Origin of the sequence: Saccharicrinis sp. GN24d3 (assembly GCF_052400645.1) — a bacterium.
Classification (GTDB): Bacteria; Bacteroidota; Bacteroidia; order Bacteroidales; family Marinilabiliaceae; genus Saccharicrinis.
The window spans coordinates 79,814-100,024 of the sequence record NZ_JBQTGI010000015.1; the positions used below are offsets into that span (position 1 = coordinate 79,814).

At 39.6% G+C, this 20,211-nt stretch carries 15 protein-coding genes; 6 read left to right on the plus strand and 9 right to left on the minus strand.

Translation table 11 applies throughout. The annotated features are described in order from the left end of the window. Positions 1-215: 215 nt before the first annotated feature. From ACT29I_RS17715 to ACT29I_RS17725, 3 genes are all read right to left on the minus strand, one after another. Positions 216-1,547 carry a DEAD/DEAH box helicase gene (locus ACT29I_RS17715; RefSeq protein ID WP_444794031.1) on the minus strand — a complete coding sequence of 444 codons (1,332 nt, stop codon included), beginning with the start codon at positions 1,545-1,547 and terminating at the stop codon, positions 216-218. 327 nt (positions 1,548-1,874) lie between these two features. Beyond that, positions 1,875-2,561 (minus strand): DNA alkylation repair protein, encoded by a 687-nt coding sequence (locus ACT29I_RS17720; protein ID WP_430934444.1) that lies wholly within the window; start codon positions 2,559-2,561, stop codon positions 1,875-1,877. A gap of 38 nt (positions 2,562-2,599) precedes the next feature. Then, a complete protein-coding gene (locus ACT29I_RS17725) occupies positions 2,600-3,046 on the minus strand; it encodes a nucleoside deaminase (protein ID WP_430934443.1) in 447 nt (148 codons plus the stop codon). Between the two features lie 193 nt (positions 3,047-3,239). Here ACT29I_RS17725 and aspS point away from each other — a divergent pair, with 193 nt between their 5' ends. Continuing rightward, positions 3,240-4,997: an aspartate--tRNA ligase gene (aspS, locus tag ACT29I_RS17730; RefSeq protein ID WP_444794032.1), complete on the plus strand. Its 1,758-nt coding sequence runs from the start codon at positions 3,240-3,242 to the stop codon at positions 4,995-4,997. A 409-nt stretch (positions 4,998-5,406) separates the two neighbouring features. Here the strand turns inward: aspS and ACT29I_RS17735 are convergent, their stop codons facing one another. Beyond that, the gene (locus ACT29I_RS17735; protein ID WP_444794033.1) at positions 5,407-6,540 is read right to left on the minus strand and encodes a 1-acyl-sn-glycerol-3-phosphate acyltransferase; all 1,134 of its coding nucleotides are present in this window, start codon (positions 6,538-6,540) and stop codon (positions 5,407-5,409) included. 409 nt (positions 6,541-6,949) lie between these two features. Between ACT29I_RS17735 and ACT29I_RS17740 the strand changes: the two genes are divergently transcribed. From ACT29I_RS17740 to ACT29I_RS17755, 4 genes are all read left to right on the plus strand, one after another. Next, positions 6,950-7,294 (plus strand): STAS domain-containing protein, encoded by a 345-nt coding sequence (locus ACT29I_RS17740; protein WP_430934440.1) that lies wholly within the window; start codon positions 6,950-6,952, stop codon positions 7,292-7,294. Between the two features lie 852 nt (positions 7,295-8,146). Next, complete coding sequence (locus ACT29I_RS17745; RefSeq protein WP_430934439.1) at positions 8,147-9,007, plus strand: universal stress protein; 861 nt, start codon at positions 8,147-8,149, stop codon at positions 9,005-9,007. 8 nt (positions 9,008-9,015) lie between these two features. Beyond that, positions 9,016-9,471, plus strand: a complete 456-nt coding sequence (locus ACT29I_RS17750) for an SPOR domain-containing protein (RefSeq protein WP_430934438.1) — start codon at positions 9,016-9,018, stop codon at positions 9,469-9,471. A gap of 182 nt (positions 9,472-9,653) precedes the next feature. Beyond that, positions 9,654-11,555, plus strand: coding sequence for an amidophosphoribosyltransferase (locus ACT29I_RS17755; protein ID WP_430934437.1), 1,902 nt, complete (start codon positions 9,654-9,656; stop codon positions 11,553-11,555). 210 nt (positions 11,556-11,765) lie between these two features. On the opposite strand, the gene ACT29I_RS17760 is transcribed toward ACT29I_RS17755, so the two are convergent. The 4 genes from ACT29I_RS17760 to ACT29I_RS17775 form a co-directional block, all read right to left on the minus strand. Next, positions 11,766-12,920 (minus strand): serine hydrolase domain-containing protein, encoded by a 1,155-nt coding sequence (locus ACT29I_RS17760; protein ID WP_444794034.1) that lies wholly within the window; start codon positions 12,918-12,920, stop codon positions 11,766-11,768. 28 nt (positions 12,921-12,948) lie between these two features. Next, positions 12,949-14,433, minus strand: a complete 1,485-nt coding sequence (locus ACT29I_RS17765) for a dihydrolipoyl dehydrogenase family protein (RefSeq protein WP_430934435.1) — start codon at positions 14,431-14,433, stop codon at positions 12,949-12,951. Between the two features lie 116 nt (positions 14,434-14,549). Then, entirely contained in the window at positions 14,550-15,131 is a 582-nt protein-coding gene (locus ACT29I_RS17770) for a GNAT family N-acetyltransferase (RefSeq protein ID WP_430934434.1), read from the minus strand. A 12-nt stretch (positions 15,132-15,143) separates the two neighbouring features. Next, the gene (locus ACT29I_RS17775) at positions 15,144-15,398 is read right to left on the minus strand and encodes a hypothetical protein (protein WP_444794035.1); all 255 of its coding nucleotides are present in this window, start codon (positions 15,396-15,398) and stop codon (positions 15,144-15,146) included. A 152-nt stretch (positions 15,399-15,550) separates the two neighbouring features. Between ACT29I_RS17775 and ACT29I_RS17780 the strand changes: the two genes are divergently transcribed. Next, positions 15,551-18,409 carry a triple tyrosine motif-containing protein gene (locus tag ACT29I_RS17780; protein ID WP_444794036.1) on the plus strand — a complete coding sequence of 953 codons (2,859 nt, stop codon included), beginning with the start codon at positions 15,551-15,553 and terminating at the stop codon, positions 18,407-18,409. A 60-nt stretch (positions 18,410-18,469) separates the two neighbouring features. On the opposite strand, the gene ACT29I_RS17785 is transcribed toward ACT29I_RS17780, so the two are convergent. Continuing rightward, the gene (locus ACT29I_RS17785) at positions 18,470-20,065 is read right to left on the minus strand and encodes a sulfatase family protein (protein ID WP_444794037.1); all 1,596 of its coding nucleotides are present in this window, start codon (positions 20,063-20,065) and stop codon (positions 18,470-18,472) included. Positions 20,066-20,211: the final 146 nt, after the last annotated feature.

Genomic DNA, 20,211 nt, shown 5'->3' on the forward strand with positions numbered 1-20,211 from the left:
TTTAACATTAGAAATACAACTCCATTTGGAAAAATGATTCCCGCACCGTCGCGTATCAAATGTATTATTTACAGATATCCGACTCGCCAGAGTCGTTATCTTCATTTTAAATACATTTTATTAATATTTGGTGCCTCTGGCGTCAACACAAGCACTTGTAATTTCAATTCGAAACACCCCGGACGCACAAGCTTTATCTAAAAGTATTATATAAATTACTTTCTTTTCTGTCCTCTTGTTTTTGGTTTCCTATACTTTGCGGCAAGTTTTCTCCTGTAGGAACCACCTTGGTTAACTTTTTTGTTCTTTTCCTTCTTCTCATGAAAAGCTGCCCCTTTGGTCGCATTTATTTTAGGAGCTTTAACCATTAATTTTCCCGCAATCTCAGGGGTCTCACTGTCGAGTTGCAAATCGGAAACTTCAACTTCTCCGGGAAGCGGGTCTAAATTCACATTCTTACCCATCAATTTCTGGATCTTATTCCAGATACCCAAGTCATTTTCTTCAACAAACGAAACTGCACTACCCTCCGCTTCTGCTCTGCCGGTACGGCCTATCCTGTGCATATATGCTTCAGGTTCTTCGGGCATATCAAAGTTTATGACATGGCTCACCTCAGAAACATCCAAACCTCTTGAAATAAGGTCAGTGGCAATGAGTATACGCAAATCACCTTCGGTAAATTCCTTGAGCATCCTAAACCTAAAATTCTGGGATTTATTGGAGTGAATAACACCCACTTCTTCCGTAAAAATATCTTCCAGGTTCGCAAATAACAAATCTGCCATGGCTCTGCTCTTCACAAACAACAATACCTTCTTCATGTTCTGATAAGTATCTAAAAGATATAGGAGCAAATTTATCTTGGTGTAAAAATTAGGAACTTCGTAAGCCGACTGAAAAATTTTATCTACAGGCGTTCCCGAAGCAGCTACCTCAATTTTTATTGGGTCATAAAAGAAATCTTTAATAACAGCCTCTACATCATAGGTCAATGTAGCGGAAAACATCAGGTTTTGTCTTCTTTCAGGCAGTAAATCCACAATCTGTTCAAGCTGAGGTTTAAACCCTAGATTCAGCATTTCATCAACCTCATCGATAACTAATTTTTGAATAGACTTTAATCGTAAGATCCCTGTAAGGGTTAAATCAATCAACCTACCCGGGGTAGCCACCAACACATCCAAACCATCATAAACCATCTGTTTTTGGGTATTGATATTGGTGCCTCCATACACTCCTGCCACCCTGACATTCATATATTCTGTCAGTTTTTTAAACTCATCGGCCACCTGTTCCACCAGTTCGCGCGTAGGTACCAGTATCAGGACTCTTGGATGCTTTTGTTTGCTAAACTTTAAGTTTCGCAACAATGGCAATATATACGAAATGGTTTTACCTGTGCCGGTTTGGGCAATACCAACCACATCCCTGCCCGACATGGCAACCGGGAATACTTGCTCTTGAACTGGGGTAGCTTCTTCAAGCCCCATTTCTCCAAGGGCATTAAGCAAAACAGTATTTAAATTGAATTCGGAAAACTTCAAAGTACGACAGTTTTAAAATTTGAGCCAAAGATAAGAATGATATTTGTAATTCATGTGCATACGGTATTTATAAAAAACAAGGCCAGTTGCAAATACAACCAGCCTTTAATATTCTCAATGCCTAATAATAACACCTATACCAATATGTTAATAATATTAGCAATAAGTTTACTTCCAGTGAATAACAAGTTCGGCACTACCTCCCGAAATCCTTCGGGAAAGCCCGTTCTGCAGGATTGCGGGATGCTATTCTGCAGAATGCCGGAAAGGCCAAGCGCTAATTCATACGTGCAAAAATATTACGAAGGGGAAAAAGTCAAAATCGAGTTATTTCCTGTCCCAGGATTTCCGAACATATTCTTCTATGACAAAAGTTTTAGGCGAAGTGCCACCATGGTCAATTTCAACGGGTCCTATACCCTCTGCTGCCTGAAGTACCTTCTCTTTTAGACCTTCTGTTCTGGCACCTATTGAAATCAAACAATTACACATCCCCTCTTTGGCTCTATTGGGAGAAGTTTGTATTTCGTTTTTAATTTTCTGAATAAAACCGGTAAAGAATAAATCGGTTCTGGATTTATCGTTTTTGGCAATGTAATTTAAAATGGAAAAACCTACCCTTTTAGTATATTCATTGGGCGACTGAATCCAAAGATACATAATATCCATTCCAAAACGCGATTGGGCTATCAATTCGGCAAAACAATCGGCCAGGGCATAATATTGTATGTTGGCCACCCACCGGTTGGCTTCATTTCGGGAAATAATTTCGGGGTTGGCGACCATACAGGCTAAAACACGAGCGTCTATATTTCTTGTTTTCCATAATTGCTGTGCTATCCGATGATTAACACCTTTTTCCCCAGTAGCCGAAACCACTTCATTTTTCAGCTTCTTGAGATCAGCCAAACTTACCCCAAATAAATCCCCTTTGGCTCCGTGCCGTTTAAACACCTTCCTGTTTTCTTCGGCTCCACATTTTTCTAACTTGGTATATATATCTTCGAAATCCATACCAACAAAACTACAAAAAAATGAAATTGTTTAAAAATCTATCTTTTATTTTTTAAAAACTTTTTTACTATTTCAGAGCACTCATCTTCCATAATTCCTGTTTTAATTTCCGTCTTAGGGTGTTTTATTAGGGGCTCATGCCTTAAAAAACCTCTTTTTTCGTCCTTAGCTCCAAATACAATTTTTCCAATTTGCGACCAGCCCAATGCACCTGCACACATAGCACACGGCTCCAATGTAACATATAGCGCACATTCATTCAGATACTTTCCACCTAGGTATTCGGCAGCGGCCGTAATGGCCAACATTTCGGCGTGCGCCGTAACATCGTTAAGTGCTTCCGTAAGATTGTGAGCCCTCGAGATAATTTGATTGTTGCATACCACAACGGCCCCCACCGGTATTTCATCTTTTCGAGCGGCAATCTGAGCTTCTTTTAGTGCCTGCTTCATAAAATATTCATCTGAGAAATTGATTTTAGTCATCTTTTAACTTTAAATGGGTCAATACCTGTTCTTTTATTTAATTTCTTTATACTTTCGCATGTTGATTAACCTGAGTGCAACATAAAATTTTAATCGAACTCAGGTTAGTAAGTTAGGCTGCCGATATGGAAACGAAATTAGTAAAATATCGATACAGCACATTTATCCATTGAACTTTTAATAGCATAAGAGAATGTACAGATCACATACTTGTGGTGAGCTCAGGCTTGCAGATGTAAACCAAAGTGTAACGTTGAGCGGATGGGTGCAAAAGGTCCGCAATTTGGGAGGAATGACCTTTGTCGATTTAAGAGACAGGTACGGGATTACCCAATTGGTACTGGATATTGAATCAAGTAAAGAGTTAAGTGAGAAGGCACGTAAACTTGGCCGCGAATATGTGATTCAGGTTAAGGGTAAAGTTGAAGAACGTAGCAATAAAAACGATAAACTTCCTACCGGAGATATTGAAATACTGGTGGACGAACTAAAGTTACTGAACCCGTCGGAACTTCCTCCGTTCACCATCGAAGACGAAACAGACGGCGGCGACGAGTTAAGAATGAAATATCGTTACCTTGATTTACGTCGTAACCCTGTTCGCAGAAATCTGGAGTTACGCCATAGGTTAGGTTTTGAGGTTCGCAACTACTTAAACCAAAAGAATTTTATCGAAACAGAAACTCCTGTTTTGATTAAATCCACTCCCGAAGGGGCGCGTGACTTTATTGTCCCATCACGAATGAACCAGGGCGAATTCTATGCTTTGCCACAGTCTCCACAAGTTTTCAAACAACTGTTGATGGTGGCCGGCTTCGACAGATATTTCCAAATTGTAAAGTGTTTTCGCGACGAAGATTTGAGAGCCGACCGCCAGCCCGAGTTCACGCAAATAGACTGCGAGATGGCTTTTGTTGAGCAACAGGATGTCCTTGAAACATTCGAAGGAATGACCAAACATCTTTTTAAGGTTATCAAGAACGTAGACTTCGATTTTGAGTTCCCTCAGATGCCTTTTGAGGAAGCGATTAAAAACTATGGCTCCGACAAACCAGACATCCGCTTTGAAATGAAATTTGTGGAAATGAAGGACATGGTAGCCAATTGCGGATTTAAGGTTTTTGAAGATGCGGAATACGTGGGCGGAATATGTGCCCAAGGCTGCGCCGGATATAGCCGTAAAGAATTAGATAAACTAACCGACTTTGTTCGCAAACCACAAATTGGTGCGCAAGGCTTGGTTTATGTGAAATACAATACCGACGGTTCATTTAAATCATCCGTTGACAAATTCTTCGACGAAACTGCACTGACAAAATGGGCAGAAGCGTACGGAGCGAAGCCTGGAGATTTGCTTTTGATTTTGGCTGGCCCAAAAGCCAGGTCTCAGAGTGCGCTATGCGAACTTCGTTTGGAGATGGGAAAACGCCTAGGCCTTAGAGATAAAAATAAATTTGCCCCACTTTGGGTTGTTGACTTTCCTTTGCTGGAATGGGACAAGGAGACCGAAAGATACCATGCCATGCACCATCCTTTTACTTCGCCTAAAATAGAAGATCTGGCTCTATTAGACTCCGATCCGGGCAGGGTTAGGGCTAATGCTTACGACCTGGTGATTAACGGCGTAGAGATTGGCGGTGGCTCTATCAGGATTCATAACGATGAACTTCAGCATAAAATGTTTCAGTTACTCGGATTTACGGAAGAAGAAGCGGAGGGCCAGTTCGGATTCCTGATGAACGCGTTTAAATACGGTGCCCCTCCTCACGGCGGCGTTGCATTCGGTTTTGACAGATTGGTATCCTTGTTTGCCGGTATTGATTCTATCCGCGACGTAATTGCATTCCCTAAAAACAACTCGGGACGTGATGTGATGATCGATTCACCATCTCCGGTAACCGAAGCACAACTGGACGAGCTAAGCATCAAGATGAAAGAAATAAAACAATAACCACATTCCTCCTTTCCATTTTTTGGAATGTGCGAAAAGCTATTGTCTATCAATATAATACAAAAGAGGGTTTCGAAAATCGAAACCCTCTTTGTATATCATATACTCCTAAAATTGTCATCAGAATTTATTTAAACCCGCAATATGCATTAGAATTTCTATTACACATTGAAATTACTTTAAAACAAGACACTTTGTTGCACCACTTCAACTCACCAGAACGATGCTATGCCTCGTTTCAGTAATGCCTTGTTTTATTGCACTTGCAATGCTCATGACGAACCTCCAATACATAATCCGGGTTAAACCGGCCTGCCGATATTAAGGAACCCTTCAAATCCCCAACAACAGTTCCCGGTTCAACTATTTCATCTTTCATCAGCCATTGGCCTACAAGCAAATGACACCTTTATTCCTTATAAAAGTTCTTTACGGGATTGGCATACATTTCCATCAAGCTACTGTGTATAAATTCCTTATCGGCATCCAACCTTGAGATGTGTTCATTAATATAATCATTGAATACTCTCACATCTTCGTCGGTATACTTATGCGCATAATTCCTGTTACCTTCTATTGCATCTGCGGCAATAAAATTACCAGGCCACAGTTTGTAATTATTATGTATATGGTCGTCAATTATCTCGGCCAGCTTATTCAACTGCTCGTTTTTATCCAATTCATTCAAACCGTCCAATTCCTTATCCAGCGGAACTCCAGCTTTAAAATGAACCCGACCTTTACGCCCTTGAATTCCCGAAGCCATATGATTTAGATCGTCGGCTTGCGTTTTTGTGTATTCAGGATTATTCCTTTTCATCAAAAACTCATGCGCCTTAAGATAATCGCAAGGATCATATTCGTAGGAAATAGCAAGCGGGACAATCTGCACCTCTTTAAAACTCCGCTCAAAATCACCGTCGCCACTCATATTTATCATTTTCAGAAGGCTAGTTTGCGTGCGGTCGTCACCGTCTTTCGAACGCCCTTCCCGTTGGGCAATCCACACACTTTGATTACGTTCTGTTATGTTATACCTAATGTACTTTGACATTAAAATTGAACTCTGCAACATCTGTCTGGCCGGCAAATTACGACGAACCACAAATGATTTATTCAATTTTACCAACTGTGTAATCCAGGGATAAATGAGCAAATTATCGCCAATAGCTATTTCCGAAGTTTCGTGGCCATGCTCGTGCAAAAGAATATTTAAAAAAGCTGAATCCAGCACTATATCTCTATGATTAGAAATAAAGATATAACTCTTATTCGGATCTAAATTATCGAACCCCTCGGCAGTCACTCCCTTCGTTGTGTTTCTAATTATCTCCTTTATATAAGGGTAAACTACTCCTATTTGAAATTCTTTTATTGTGGTAATTGATAAAAGTTGGTTAACGAAATCCTTTATCGGAACTTGTGGAAACAAGTATTTTAACAATTCAATAAAAGACTCCTCTTTTAATAACTGCTCAAAAACCTGATGTATTTCATTGTCGCGATATGGACGTAATTCGTTGAATTCTTGATCCGTTGCCATATTTGGTTGTATAAATAAGTTCTTTGCAAAAGTATTACAATCGTCAAAGAAAAGAAACTATCAGCTACTTTTTAGTTCTTTGATTGTAAAATTTAAGATGATCTGCCGCAATTCCGAGGATCGGGCAGCCCTGGAGCATTGCGGCAAGAAAGAATACTCCTTTTCGTATCGTATTCAAATAAAATCGTTTACCACATTACTTCTTACACAAGTCTCCTATCTCTTTGCGGAGATCATCGAAAAAAATATAAATCACAAAAATCACCACCTACAAATTCCATTTTATGGACTTTTTTCCATAATATAATACATATTGATTTGGGCATAATTTTATCTATCTGATTATCAGCGCTTATATTTTTTTGGCACACAGATTGAAACAGTGGGTTCAGACACAAACACGCAAGTTATGATTAAAATAAAAACATACAGCAATACCATTTTGGTATCATTTGAAAAAAGCACCCGACTGAATCAAGAGAATTCAATCATGTTCAAAAACGAACTAATTTCCAAACTGACTTTTCCTTTTTCGAACATCATTGTTGATTTTAACGAGGTTAAAGAAATAGACAAAGAAACAATAGATGCCCTAATAGCAGGACAGCGGCTCTCAAAAATGAATCGGGGCCAAGTAAGTCTTTTTAATGTGAAGGCACAAGTATATAAAGCATTAAGGTTGGCAAAAGTTGATCATTTATTCTTCTTTTGTGATGAACCTAAGCCATTTTCACAGGAACTATTAATGGCTTAAAGATTGTGTTGTGTTGATCAATGCCGGGAGTTACATTTCTTGTCCCCAAACTTGAGTAACTCCCGGTATACTTTTCAACAACAATATATTTGTATTTTGTACGTTGGTTAATAAACATTACCTTAGCGGGAATTAAAATATGTGTTGTGTTGATTGATGCCGGGGGTTGCCATTGGATTTGTCCCCAAAAAAAGTAACTCTCGGTGTTTTTTCAAATAAGATATAAATGCTATGCCTATTTGGCAGAAGCCATTAAAAGCACTAAAAATGTGTTGTGTTGATTGATACCGAGGATGTTTGAAATTGTTGTGATTCAGGCATTTCTCGGTATTTTCTTCTCTGCACAAACCAAACGTTCCAATTAACAGAGCAAATTCTGTCCTCTATTTTTTCACACAAATGCACCACCCAACTGCCTAAATATCAATACACTCTTGCTTGCTGCACATAAACATATATTGAAGAGTATAACTATTTCAGCGAATTTACGTATTAAACCTAATTATTCACGAATGATTACTGCTTACGGCAGCGATTAAGCGTCACAAATATTTTGACAACCCAAAATTGACCTTCCTGAATTGAATTGGGGACTACCGCCCAAAATCCTTCGGAACAGATCGTTCCGTATTCATTTCGGAGGCAATCAAATTTGGGCATCGCCTGCGGTAAGCCTTACGCTTGGGCTCGAAGCTTCAGCGTAGGTGCATGGCGACCGAAGGATTAACCCGAAGAACTTTCATATTCCATAAAACATATGAATTTTGCGGGTTAACACATTAGTTTTATGTAAATTGTGTACTAACATATAAAAGACAAACCTAAGTTGTGTTTTGACAAAACAAAATCTGTATGAAGCGAATATTAGTCCCCATTGATTTTTCCGAAAATGCTTTCAATGCGTTGAATTACGGAATACAAATTGCAAACAAACTGGATGCAGAATTGCGCATTGTTCATGTCAGAACCCGAAAACTGTCGCAAAAATATCTACAAAAAAACATGGGCTCTTTAATTACCGAGGACCTGGAAGGTTGGCTAAATGAAATTGTAGCCAAATACAAGTCCGGTTATCTCGTTCCGGGAGGAAGTTTTGACTATAAGGTTAGAGAAGGGAACGTTTTTAAAGAAGTATCCAACCAGGCCAAATACGACGATACCACTTTAATAGTGATGGGTACACATGGCGCCTCCGGATTCGAAGACAAATACATTGGCAGCAACGCATACCGATTGGTTAGCGCCTCTGAAGTTCCTGTTTTGGCCATTCGACCGGAACGTAAATGGCGTGGTATCAATAAAATTGTCCTTCCTATCAGCAACCGTAAGTCCAGTAGGCAAAAAGTGCCTGCCGTATTAGGAATGGCCAATTTGTTCGATGCTAAAATTTATATTGTCGGAGTAAAGGAAAAAGGGTATAGTTTGGCCAATAGCCGAGTTAAAGCTTTTGTTAAGCAAACCTTAAAATATATCGAAAAAAACACAGATCTCAAGGTAGAATCAAAATTGATAACCAAAGGCAACAGGGCTGAAGCCTTATTGAATTATGCCAATGAAATAGATGCCGATGTTTTGGCCACTGGCATACACCACTCTGGCACACCTTTCGAAAATATAATAAAACCTTTTGTCAATCAACTTATTAACGAATCCGACTGTCCGGTACTTGCTGTTCCAACAAAAGAAATGTTATCTTTGAGCTCAAACTATTAATATTAAATATGCTCAAGATAACAATTGCATTTATTATTTGTTTGTTTTGTATGAACCTGAAATCACAGGAAAAAACAGGCACTCAATTTTTTAAGAATATTTGCGAAGTACAGGAAGATTCCGGAAGCCTGATGGTTTTTCAGGAGCCTGGGATAGAAGATTTAATTGGCATCCATATCGATGCCAATAAAAGAACCAGAGGTATCGATGGTTTTCGGATTCAATTGTATCTGGGCTCTAACAAAAATGCAAAAAGAGAAGCTACGCAAATTAAAGGTAAACTCTTATCCTTGTTTCCCGAAGAAAAGCCATACATTATGTACGAGGCTCCGTTCTGGAGGGTTCAGGTAGGCGATTTCAGAAGCAAAAACGAAGCTTTGGCGCTGTATAGGGAACTTAAAAAGGAGTTCCCTAGTTGCTACCCCGTTCCGGTAAACGATGTAATGGTTGAAAATTTAAAATGATAAATGCTCTCGGCTGAGGGCATTTTTAATTCCAACTTCAATTATCCAAATCTACATATACTAATTTAGTAGTTTAAATTAAAAAAAGGTTAACGTTTATTAAAGACCCCATGTTGTTGGGTATGCCGAAAAAAAAAAATAAATTTGCGCTTTCTTAAAAATATAGTTATTCTCTTAATGTTATGAGCGATCAAATTAAGCATGAATGTGGTTTCGTACTGATCAGGTTACGCAAACCTTTGGAGTATTACAAAGAGAAGTACGGGACTTGGATGTATGGACTCCATAAGCTCTATTTGTTGATGGAAAAACAACACAACAGAGGGCAGGATGGAGCAGGTGTGGTAAGCTTAAAACTTGATCAAAAATCCGGAACAAAATATTTGTCGAGAAAACGCTCCAACAAGCAAAACCCCATTCAGGATGTTTTTAAGGGAATTAACAATGCCATGGGCAAGGCTGAAGGAGGCACTCCCGAATTGATGAAAGATCCGGAATGGGCTAAAAAAAACATGCCATTCTGTGGCGAACTATACCTTGGGCACTTGCGCTATGGAACTTTTGGTAGAAGCAGTATTGATTACGTGCACCCGGTGATGCGCGAAAACAACTGGCGATCGAGGAATTTAGTTTTGGCCGGAAACTTTAACCTGACCAATGTTGATGAGATTTTTAAGAACCTGGAAGACCTGGGACAGCACCCGAAAGATTTCACGGACACGGTAACCATGTTAGAAAATGTGGGTCATTTTTTAGACGAAGAAAACCAATTTTTATTCCGACAATACAAAAACGAAGGATTTACAAACCGTGATATCTCCCATAAAATCGAGGCAGACCTTGATGTCAGAAAAATCCTCGAACGATCGAGCCGCAGATGGGACGGAGGTTATGTAATAGCTGGTATGTTTGGGCATGGCGATGCTTTTGTGGCGCGCGATCCATGGGGCATTCGCCCTGCATCCTATTACATGGATGACGAAGTGGTTGTGGTGGCATCGGAAAGGGCAGTAATTCAAACCGCCATGAACGTAGCCATTCGCGACGTGCAGGAATTAAAGCCTGGACATGCGCTTGTGGTAAAAAAGAACGGTGAGGTATCGGAAGAACTGGTTAGAGTACCCCAGGAACGCAGATCGTGTTCGTTTGAAAGAATATATTTTTCGCGTGGCAGTGATAAATATATTTACCAGGAAAGAAAGATGTTGGGCAAATTGCTAGCTCCTACCTTGCTGAAAATGGTGGATTACGATATTGAAAAAACCGTTTTCTCCTATATTCCCAATACTGCCGAAACAGCCTTTTATGGCATGGTTGAAGGTGTTGGCGACGAGCTGGACAAAATAAAAATTGAACAAATAAAGAATCTGGGTGCCGACATTACCGACGAAAAGTTGGAAAAAATAATGAAGGTGGAGCCAAGAGTCGAGAAAATGGCCATCAAGGACGTTAAAATGAGAACCTTTATCGCCGATGACGAAAGCCGCGATGATTTGGTTGCTCACGTATACGACGTTACTTATGGAGTAGTCAAAAACCAAGAGGACACATTGGTGGTAATTGATGATTCTATTGTTAGGGGAACTACACTTAAAAAGAGCATCCTTAAAATATTAGACAGGCTGCACCCGAAGAAAATAATCATTGTATCTTCCGCACCTCAAATCAGATATCCTGACTGTTATGGTATAGACATGGCAAAACTTGGTGATTTCTGTGCATTCCGTGCTGCCATCGAATTACTAAAGGACCGAGGCATGAAGAATATTATTGATGATGTGTATAAGAAATGTAAGGAGCAACAAAATTTGCCAAAAGAAGAAATAGTTAACTACGTTAGGGAAATATATAAACCTTTTACCGCACAGGAAGTTTCGGACAAGATTGCGGTGATGCTTAAACCTCAGGATATCGATGCGGAGGTAAGCATTGTTTACCAATCAATCGAAAACCTTCATGTGGCTTGTCCAAACGACAAAGGCGATTGGTATTTCACCGGCAACTACCCAACACCCGGTGGTAACAAAGTGGTAAACACTTCGTTTATCAACTTTATGGAAGGACGTAATACCAGAGCGTACTAATAAAATAACATAACAGAATAATAAGAGGCTGCTTTGATTGTATCATAGCAGCCTTTTTTTAAAGACTAAAACATAATAAACGCACCTGACCTTCATAAAGATGCATCAAGAAAAGGAATATATAAAGGAATATCATTAAATCAATTGATTAATACTTCTGTAGAACAGTATGTATCTAAATAGTTTCTACAAAACCAACGCAGCCTTTTTTTATTTTTTTCTTTCCGACAACATCCTTTTTGCAGTTGAAACATAACTAAAGATCTCAGCCGGATGATGGTCGATTTTATCATTGTTACGTTTATGCCCAAGACGAACCACAATGGCATTCTCTTTTCTTAGCACAATGATATATTGTCCATAAATACCTCTTGCATACGGTATTTGCTCACCTTTATAATTCAGTATCCACCAATGATAACCATAAAAATCCACTTCTTTGCGGTCTTTATGATCGACCAGATAAGAAGCAGGTGATATGGACGCTTGAATGTATTCTTCCGAAATCAACTGTTGACCATTTATGTTTCCATTGTTTAGGATTACTTTACCAATACGTGCAAAATCCCTGGCATTACTGTTTAAGCAGCAATATGCTTTTTCGTCGCCATTAGGCATATCTAAACTCCAGAGCGCTTCATTTTCTGCTCCCAAAGGTTTCCATAGTTTCTCCGAAGCATAGTTGGACAAACTTTTACCTGTTACATTTTTTAAGATTAATGCAAGAAGTTGCGTATTTCCGCTTTTATAATTAAACTCCTTGCCTGGCGTTTCAACAACCTTTAATTCTTTTACCAGCTGATTCACATTTTCGCCATAATAAGCTTTTGTGGTGATGGAAAACGGATTGGAATAACTTTCGTTCCAATTTAAACCTGAACTCATAGTCAACAGGTCCTTTATCTTTAGCTGATTGTTCGGTGACACTTTATACTCTGGAACAAAATCGCCCACACACTGATCAACACTTTTAATATATCCATCCTGAACGGCCGCACCAATAAGTAATCCTACTATACTTTTTGCTGCGGAAAACGAGTTTGATAAAGATTTTTCACTGTAGCCTTCCCAATACTCCTCATATACAATTGAATCATTTTGAACAACTAGATAAGCTACCGATTTGTACGCCTCCAACGTATCACGTTCCGCGGGAAGCAAATCGCACTTCATATAATCTACAGCAACACCCCAAGGTTGGGCTATCCCGGTTTTCACGGCTCTATTGTCAAAAATTTTGTAATCTTCAATTCCCGGAAACAAATAAACCAAAGAGTTTTTAGTATATCCGGGTAACAGCGCATATACAACACCGAGCCCGCATATTATTGCACCGGGCCAGATTACTGTTTTTCGTATCTTCATACACTACTACTTAAATTGGATAGTTGAATTAATCCTCAGGCACCCATTCCTTAAATTTTATATATTCCGGGAAGGCCGCTTGCTTGTATATGGATTTTCCACTCAAGGTTCTCAAACACTCCTGGATTCCCTCCGCTAGACTTGGGTGCGGATAAAAAATCTTCAGCACCTCCTGCAGACTATTCCCTTGATTTATAAGATGGGCTACCGAAACAATATAGGCGGATGCCTGGGGACCTCCTGCGCGCATTCCCAATATTCTTGGTTCCTCCTCGTTACTCACAATAATTTTTATAAAACCATTGGTGCTTCTCATGGCTATTGCTCTGTTCACCAATTTATTGGAATAGTAAGCCACCTTATGAGGTATTTTTTTTGCCCGCAATTGCTTCTCGTTCAGCCCAACCGAAGCCAGTTCAGGCTTAAAAAACATCAGGGTCGACATATGTGAATAATCCAGGGGGTAACTAGGCGTATCAGCAATTTGTTCCGCGGCCAGTCTTCCCTGAAACTCGGCTACACTGTACAATTGCGTATGCCCCGAAATATCTCCGGCCGCATAAATATGGCAGATATTGTTGCCATCCCTCAATACACAATGATCGGCTATTTCCAGTGTTCCTCTTTCGGTAGTTTCAACCCCGATTTTTTCCAGACCCAGTTTCTCGGTATTCGCTACCCTGCCAATTGCCACCAGGGCAACATCGACCTCTATCACCTTGCTGTTTCCCGCATCATAATCTAAAATTACTTCGAGGTGATCCGGATATTTATTGATCGTTCTTAAATGAGCCGTATGATGAATAATCACGCCGTTATCTTCCAGGTTTTTGGACACAAACTGGCTCACATCATCATCTTCGTAGGGCAAAACCCGGTTAGCCCGGTCTAACAAATGCACTTCGGTTTGCTTGAAATTGCTAAAAATGGTCGCAATCTCACAACCTATAATACCCGAACCAACAATCAACATCCTTTCCGGAAATTCCTTCAAATCTAACAGGTCATCGGAATTAATGATTCTCTCGTGGTCAATCTCCAAACCGGGAGCTTGCCTTGGTTTAGCCCCTGTTGCGATTACAAAATTTTTAGCTTTCAGAGTTTCTGTTGAATCGTCTGCCGTCACTGTAATGGTGTATGGATCAACAAATTTGGCCCAACCTTTTTTAAGGCAGATTGAACCATACTTGGATTTTCCTTCAGAAAAAGTTTCAATTTGACTGAGCATTTGGTATTGCTTTTCTTTGGCAGCGTGTATCACCGTAGTTATCACTTTGCTAAAATCCACGCTTAAACTGCCTGATCGGTATCCCCGGTCGGTTCTGGCAGCAACCGCATAGTCCATACTCAACTCGTACATGGTTTTTGAGGTAAGAGCTCCGTTCATGATACCTGCCCCTCCCAGGTGCGCCCCTTCCACAATACATATTTTCAAACCAAAATCCAACGCACGCATCGCGGCTGAATAGCCTGCCGGTCCCGAGCCAATAACAATCAAATCGTATTCGTTCATCTATATCATTTGAAGATTGTCCATAAAAAAATAAATCTGTATGAAAATAGATGTTTTCCGGAGTTAATTCAATGAAATGACGTTTTATTTTATACTGTCAATCCTGAAAATGCGTATTATAGCCAAACAGGAAGTTTATGGCGCTCCTTTTTTAGTAAAGAATAAATTTCTAAATCAATATATCCTCCATTCAAAAGTTCACCTTCCCTAATAATACCTTCGAAGGTAAACCCTAGTCGCAGGGGCACTTTTTTGCTGGGCATATTTCCCATACCACATCTAATTTGAATTCTGTTTAAGTGTAGATGGTTAAAAGCATGGTTGCATAATGCGATAACACAATTACTCACAATACCATTCTTTTGAAACCGAAGCGAAAGCCAGTAACCAATATCCGCAATCCTATTAACATGGCTCATTATTCTAAGATTTATTAATCCTGCCAACTTACCTTTAAATTCTATCACATACACATATTCTTCTTCATTTTCCGCAGCTTTAATTACCTTACGAACAAAACTTAAAGTATCCTCTGTGTTAACTGTAAAACGAACAAAGGGCAACCATTCTCCCAAATAAGCTCTTTGGGCATCTACAATGTCAAAAATATTTTGAGCATCACTAATTAAAACAGGACGTAAACTAATATTCCCATTTATCAGAATGCTTTTAACAGTGGTATCATCTATTTTATGCATTAACTACTTTGATTATTTTGGGTTGCGTTTGTTATACTTCCTCCAGGAAATAATCCTGTTGACCACCCTCAGCGTTAACCCATACATGATGAGCAGGAAAACAATATCGAACCACATAATAAATTGATACTCGGGCATGGAGCTAACTTCGAACGAATGATATATCGTATTAGGGATCAGGTTAAAGGAACCCGGCCTTAACATCAAAAATGCCAAGGGGACAAGAACCATTAGTGGATAAAAATAATAGAGTGCCTTATTTTTCATTAATAATACCTAAAGTCAATTCCAAATATAGCAATCTTTAAATTTAAATACACACATGCATTAGGTATTCAAGGAAATACGCATTAAAAACGTAATTCGTAGCCACTTCTCAAACAGTTTTAGTATTTTTATTTTTAATTCTACAGCAGCCAATGAAAATTACACATTTTATATCTGCATTCGTTTTAATGTTTTTTTGTGGCGGAATATTGGGTCATAGTCGTTCACTCCGGCCTTTTGTAATCAACTACAACCGTTCGGTGTATAAGGCCATGAGCCAAAACTGGGCTGTAGCCTTCGATGATATTGGAAGGGCCTATTTCGGCAACTCTGGAGGAGTGCTCGAATTTGACGGGAACAACTGGCAACTTCATCAGCACAAATCTAAATCGGCCATGCGGTCTTTATTTTTCGATAGCAAAAGCAAACGATTATACTCTGGATGTTATGAGGATTTTGGCTATTGGGAAAGAGACAGCCTGGGCATTTTAGCATACACCTCACTAGCTGACAAACTCCATTCTTACCCTTTTTCGGGAGAGCGAATTTGGAGTATCGTCAAACATGAAAATGAAATAATATTTCAATCATTCCCGGCAGTTTTTACATATCATACAATAACAAACGAAGTAAAACACGTTGATCCCAAAGGTGAAATACTTTTTTTGAACCATGTAAACAACAAGGTTTACGCACGTGTTAGCGGAAAAGGAATTGTAACCTACGCGAACGGAACATTTAAAACCATAAACAATACCGACTTTGCCCAAAGGTCGACAATACGGTTTTTCATACCCAGCAAAAGAGGAATCATTGTTGGCGAGGGAAAAACGGGATTACACTTGTTAAACAATGGCTCGTTAAAACCATGGGATTGCCAGGCCAACAAATCGCTTAAGACACTCGACGTGAATTCGGCGGCGGTTATCGATAGTACCACTTATGCCATTGGAACGCTAAAGGGCGGTTTGTACATTATTGACGATAACGGAAACATTCTGAAACACCTGGACAGGCAATCCAAACTTGAAAACAACACGGTATTGGGAATGAATATTGACCAATCGGGAGATTTATGGTTAGCGATGGACAATGGCATATCCTATATCGACTTGAACTCACCGGTGGAATACAATATTGACCTGGACTATGCGCCATCCGCTATTTATTCGGTCGTAGAGCACCAAGGCTATGTTTATATCGGCACAAACAACGGAGTTTTCCATACTCGCTTTAACCAGAACCTTGCCAACCTTAATTTTAAAGAATTAAAACCTTTGGCAGGTGTTTATGGGCATATTTGGAAGCTTGATTTATTAAACGGCGAGTTACTATGCGGCAACAACGATGGTATTTATAAAATTGATAATGGCAAAGCTACAGCATTATCACTAACATCGGGCGGCACCGATTTTATGACATTCCAACACCAGGGAGAAGAATGGCTTATTGAATCCACTTATTACAAGATAAGATTGCAAAAGCGGATCAACAACCAATGGGTATTTTCACACTTTGTACAGGGGTTCCAGGGCTCGTGCCGTTTTATTGAGATGGACCACTCCGGATACATCTGGATGAGTCACGAGATAAAAGGATTAAATCGCTTGCGGCTTTCAGGTGATTTAAAAACCATAGTCTCCAACCATTCGTTTGGCGTAAAAAATGGCCTTCCAACAGATTACGGCCTAAACGTTTTTAAGCTCAACAACAGGGTTGTAGTAACAACCGGTGAAGAAATATACACCTACGATGATTTAAACGACAAAATGCTACCCTATAAAAAACTTAACGAAGCATTAGGAAGGTTTAAAGAAGCTGTTAGGATTGTAAATGCGGGCAAAAACTATTTTTGGGTGATAACCGATAATGAGGCGGCCCTAATACAACATAATTCCGACACAACCATCATAAAACACACACTAACCCTCGACAGCCCGTATTCATTCCCTGACAAATATCAAAATATTTCGATAATCGGGGAAACAAGCGTTCTTTGTCTGGAAAATGGCATTGCTGTTTTACCTATATACAACAAAGACTCTACCATGCATTTACCTTTGGTAATTTCAGGTGTGTACAATGGGAGAAGTGGGTTAAAAAACAAGGAAGCCCAACTCCCTCTCCACAATGAAATTCCGATACAATTAAAAAACAAAAATAATTCGATAGAATTTGGCTTAACAGCTGTCAACTTCGGGCCCAATAAAGTTAATTATCGGTACACGATAACAAACCTGATGGACGATTGGGTGGATAACCGTTCCGAGAATAGCGTTGTGATAAACGATATTCCTGCCGGCAAATATATCTTTCGCGCAAAGGCAGTGTACTCCGACGGAAAATCCTCCAACATCGTAGAATATCCATTTGAAGTATTATATCCGTGGTATACATCAAAAGCCGGTATATTTACCATTATTGTTATTATTATTGGCTCCATTGTGTTTATGGTCATTTTCAACCATCGAATAATAAAAAAACGAACCTCCGAAATAGAACAAAAACATGAGAACCAGCACAAACAGAACAAATCTACCATTGCACAATTACGGGAAGATGTGCTAAGAAAAGAACTGGAAAACCTACAGAGTAAACTTACCGTATCGGCCAATGCATTAGTGGAGAAGGATAAATCAATCAACACTATCAAAGACGAACTGCACCATATCTACAAAAGGCTTGAAGGCAGATTCCCTCAACGCGACTACTCCAAAATTGTGAATGTTATTGATAACCAGATGACGCAAAAAAGAGATATGCTGAATTTCGAACAACATTTTGCAGCTTCCCAAAGTGGTTTTTACGATAAGCTTAAACATGAATATCCGGAATTATCCCCTGGTGATTTACGTTTGTGTTCGCTGCTTAAAATGAATATGAATTCTAAAGAAATATCTATTTTACTTGGCATAACGGTTAGGAGCGTTGAGGTTAGCAGATATAGGTTAAGAAAAAAAATGGGGCTTAAGCCTGAAGAAAACTTAACCTCAAAGATTATGGAGTTTTAAACAGAAAACCACTTCGGTACGAAGAAACTCCAAGACTAAAATATATGACCTAGTCAAAAATCACTTATAGGCCTCAATATACTTTTGGTCCAGCTCGGCGGAATCTTCGTATTTTATGCGGAGTGCTTCCAGCGCAGACTTTAATTCCTGGACTACTTCGGCATAAGCCGGATCATCATAAACGTTGTTTATTTCATAAGGGTCTTTTTTACGGTCGTAAAACTCCCACTCATCCACATCGTAATAAAAATGAATTAATTTATACGCTTTGGTGATGATGGCATAATGCCTTTTAACCATGTGAATGGAAGGGTACTCGTAATAATGATAGTATGCCGCAACCCTTACCTTTTCCACTTCCCCTTTCAGGATCGGAACCAGGCTTTCCCCTTGCATATCGTCGGGGGGCACTATTCCGGCTGCCTCTAGCATGGTTTGCGCAAAATCCAAGTTCTGAACCATCTCGTCGTTGGTGATACCAGGCTTTACCACATTTGGCCACCTGATCAGCAATGGTGTTTTAAACGACTCATTATAGGCAAACCTTTTATCGAACCAACCATGTTCACCTAAATAAAACCCCTGGTCGGAAGTATAAACCACGATGGTATTATCGACCAGCTTACTTTCATCGAGATAATCCAATACCCTGCCAACACCTTCGTCAACCGAGGCAATGCAACCCAAATAATCCTGCATATAACGCTGATACCTCCAGTGCATTAGATCTTCCCTAGACATATTTGGATAGGCCTGAACAAATTTCTCGTTCATAGGCCGATAATGCCTATCCCAGGATTCTCTTTCTTCTTGTGTCATTCCGTTATATTCCCTTTCAAAAGCTGAAATATCCCATTTCATATAGGGTTTCAACCCTAACTTATCCATAACGTCGGGGTAAATTTTAGAATCCCCGGCCCAATTCATATGATCAACCAGGTTCATCTCTGCTGTTTTAGCCGCTGTTCCCCTGGTTTCGAATTGATCAAACAGAGTAGCCGGTTCAGGAAAGGTTTTTGAGATGTATTCTTTTTGGTGTCGCGGAGCAGGAAACCATTCGCGATGCGGTGCTTTATGGAAGTACATCAACAAAAACGGTTTATCCAATTTTCTTTCTTTATCTAACCAATCGATGGTCATATCTGTGATGATATCCGTTGTGTAGCCTTTAATATTGATTTTGCCTTCGTTTTTGGTAAAAAAATCGGGGGCATAATAACTCCCCTGATCATCCAAAATACGGAACTGGTCGAAGCCCTTGGGGTTATTTCCAAAATGAAGCTTCCCAAACATGGCGGTCTGATATCCTGCCTGTTGCATAATTTGGGGAAAGGTGACCTGTGTAGTATCGAACGGGAAACGGTTATCTACCTTTCCGTTGATATGACTGTGCTTACCCGTTAACAATACAGCACGTGATGGTGCACAAATTGAATTGGTGACACAGGCATTCGTAAACAACATTCCTTCCTTGGCAATCCTGTCGATATTGGGCGTAGTTGTCAATGTATTATCATAGGCACTGATGGCCTGATACGCGTGGTCGTCGGACATGATAAACAAGATATTGGGTCGTTTAGTCTCTTTTGGCGTGCCTGTGCTGCATCCTGTAACCAGCGCTGCAACGCTAAATAATACGATTAGTTTTAAATACATAATTCGTTCTTTTATAGGATTCTTCTGATTTTAATGCCGCTTACAATAGTCTTTCCTTTTAGGGAAACAAAACTCAAATACCCTATCGGGCGATCAATGTTGCTTTTGATTTTTAACAGCAAAAGCAAGTTGGGCTAACCATACCA

Excerpts from the sequence above, each read along its gene's own strand:
- ACT29I_RS17720 (WP_430934444.1), bottom strand. The coding sequence starts at position 2,561 with ATGGATTTCGAAGATATATATACCAAGTTAGAAAAATGTGGAGCCGAA.
- ACT29I_RS17725 (WP_430934443.1), bottom strand. The coding sequence starts at position 3,046 with ATGACTAAAATCAATTTCTCAGATGAATATTTTATGAAGCAGGCACTA.
- aspS (WP_444794032.1), top strand. The coding sequence starts at position 3,240 with ATGTACAGATCACATACTTGTGGTGAGCTCAGGCTTGCAGATGTAAAC.
- ACT29I_RS17735 (WP_444794033.1), bottom strand. The coding sequence starts at position 6,540 with ATGGCAACGGATCAAGAATTCAACGAATTACGTCCATATCGCGACAAT.
- ACT29I_RS17740 (WP_430934440.1), top strand. The coding sequence starts at position 6,950 with ATGATTAAAATAAAAACATACAGCAATACCATTTTGGTATCATTTGAA.
- ACT29I_RS17745 (WP_430934439.1), top strand. The coding sequence starts at position 8,147 with ATGAAGCGAATATTAGTCCCCATTGATTTTTCCGAAAATGCTTTCAAT.
- ACT29I_RS17750 (WP_430934438.1), top strand. The coding sequence starts at position 9,016 with ATGCTCAAGATAACAATTGCATTTATTATTTGTTTGTTTTGTATGAAC.
- ACT29I_RS17755 (WP_430934437.1), top strand. The coding sequence starts at position 9,654 with ATGAGCGATCAAATTAAGCATGAATGTGGTTTCGTACTGATCAGGTTA.
- ACT29I_RS17760 (WP_444794034.1), bottom strand. The coding sequence starts at position 12,920 with ATGAAGATACGAAAAACAGTAATCTGGCCCGGTGCAATAATATGCGGG.
- ACT29I_RS17765 (WP_430934435.1), bottom strand. The coding sequence starts at position 14,433 with ATGAACGAATACGATTTGATTGTTATTGGCTCGGGACCGGCAGGCTAT.
- ACT29I_RS17770 (WP_430934434.1), bottom strand. The coding sequence starts at position 15,131 with ATGCATAAAATAGATGATACCACTGTTAAAAGCATTCTGATAAATGGG.
- ACT29I_RS17775 (WP_444794035.1), bottom strand. The coding sequence starts at position 15,398 with ATGAAAAATAAGGCACTCTATTATTTTTATCCACTAATGGTTCTTGTC.
- ACT29I_RS17780 (WP_444794036.1), top strand. The coding sequence starts at position 15,551 with ATGAAAATTACACATTTTATATCTGCATTCGTTTTAATGTTTTTTTGT.
- ACT29I_RS17785 (WP_444794037.1), bottom strand. The coding sequence starts at position 20,065 with ATGTATTTAAAACTAATCGTATTATTTAGCGTTGCAGCGCTGGTTACA.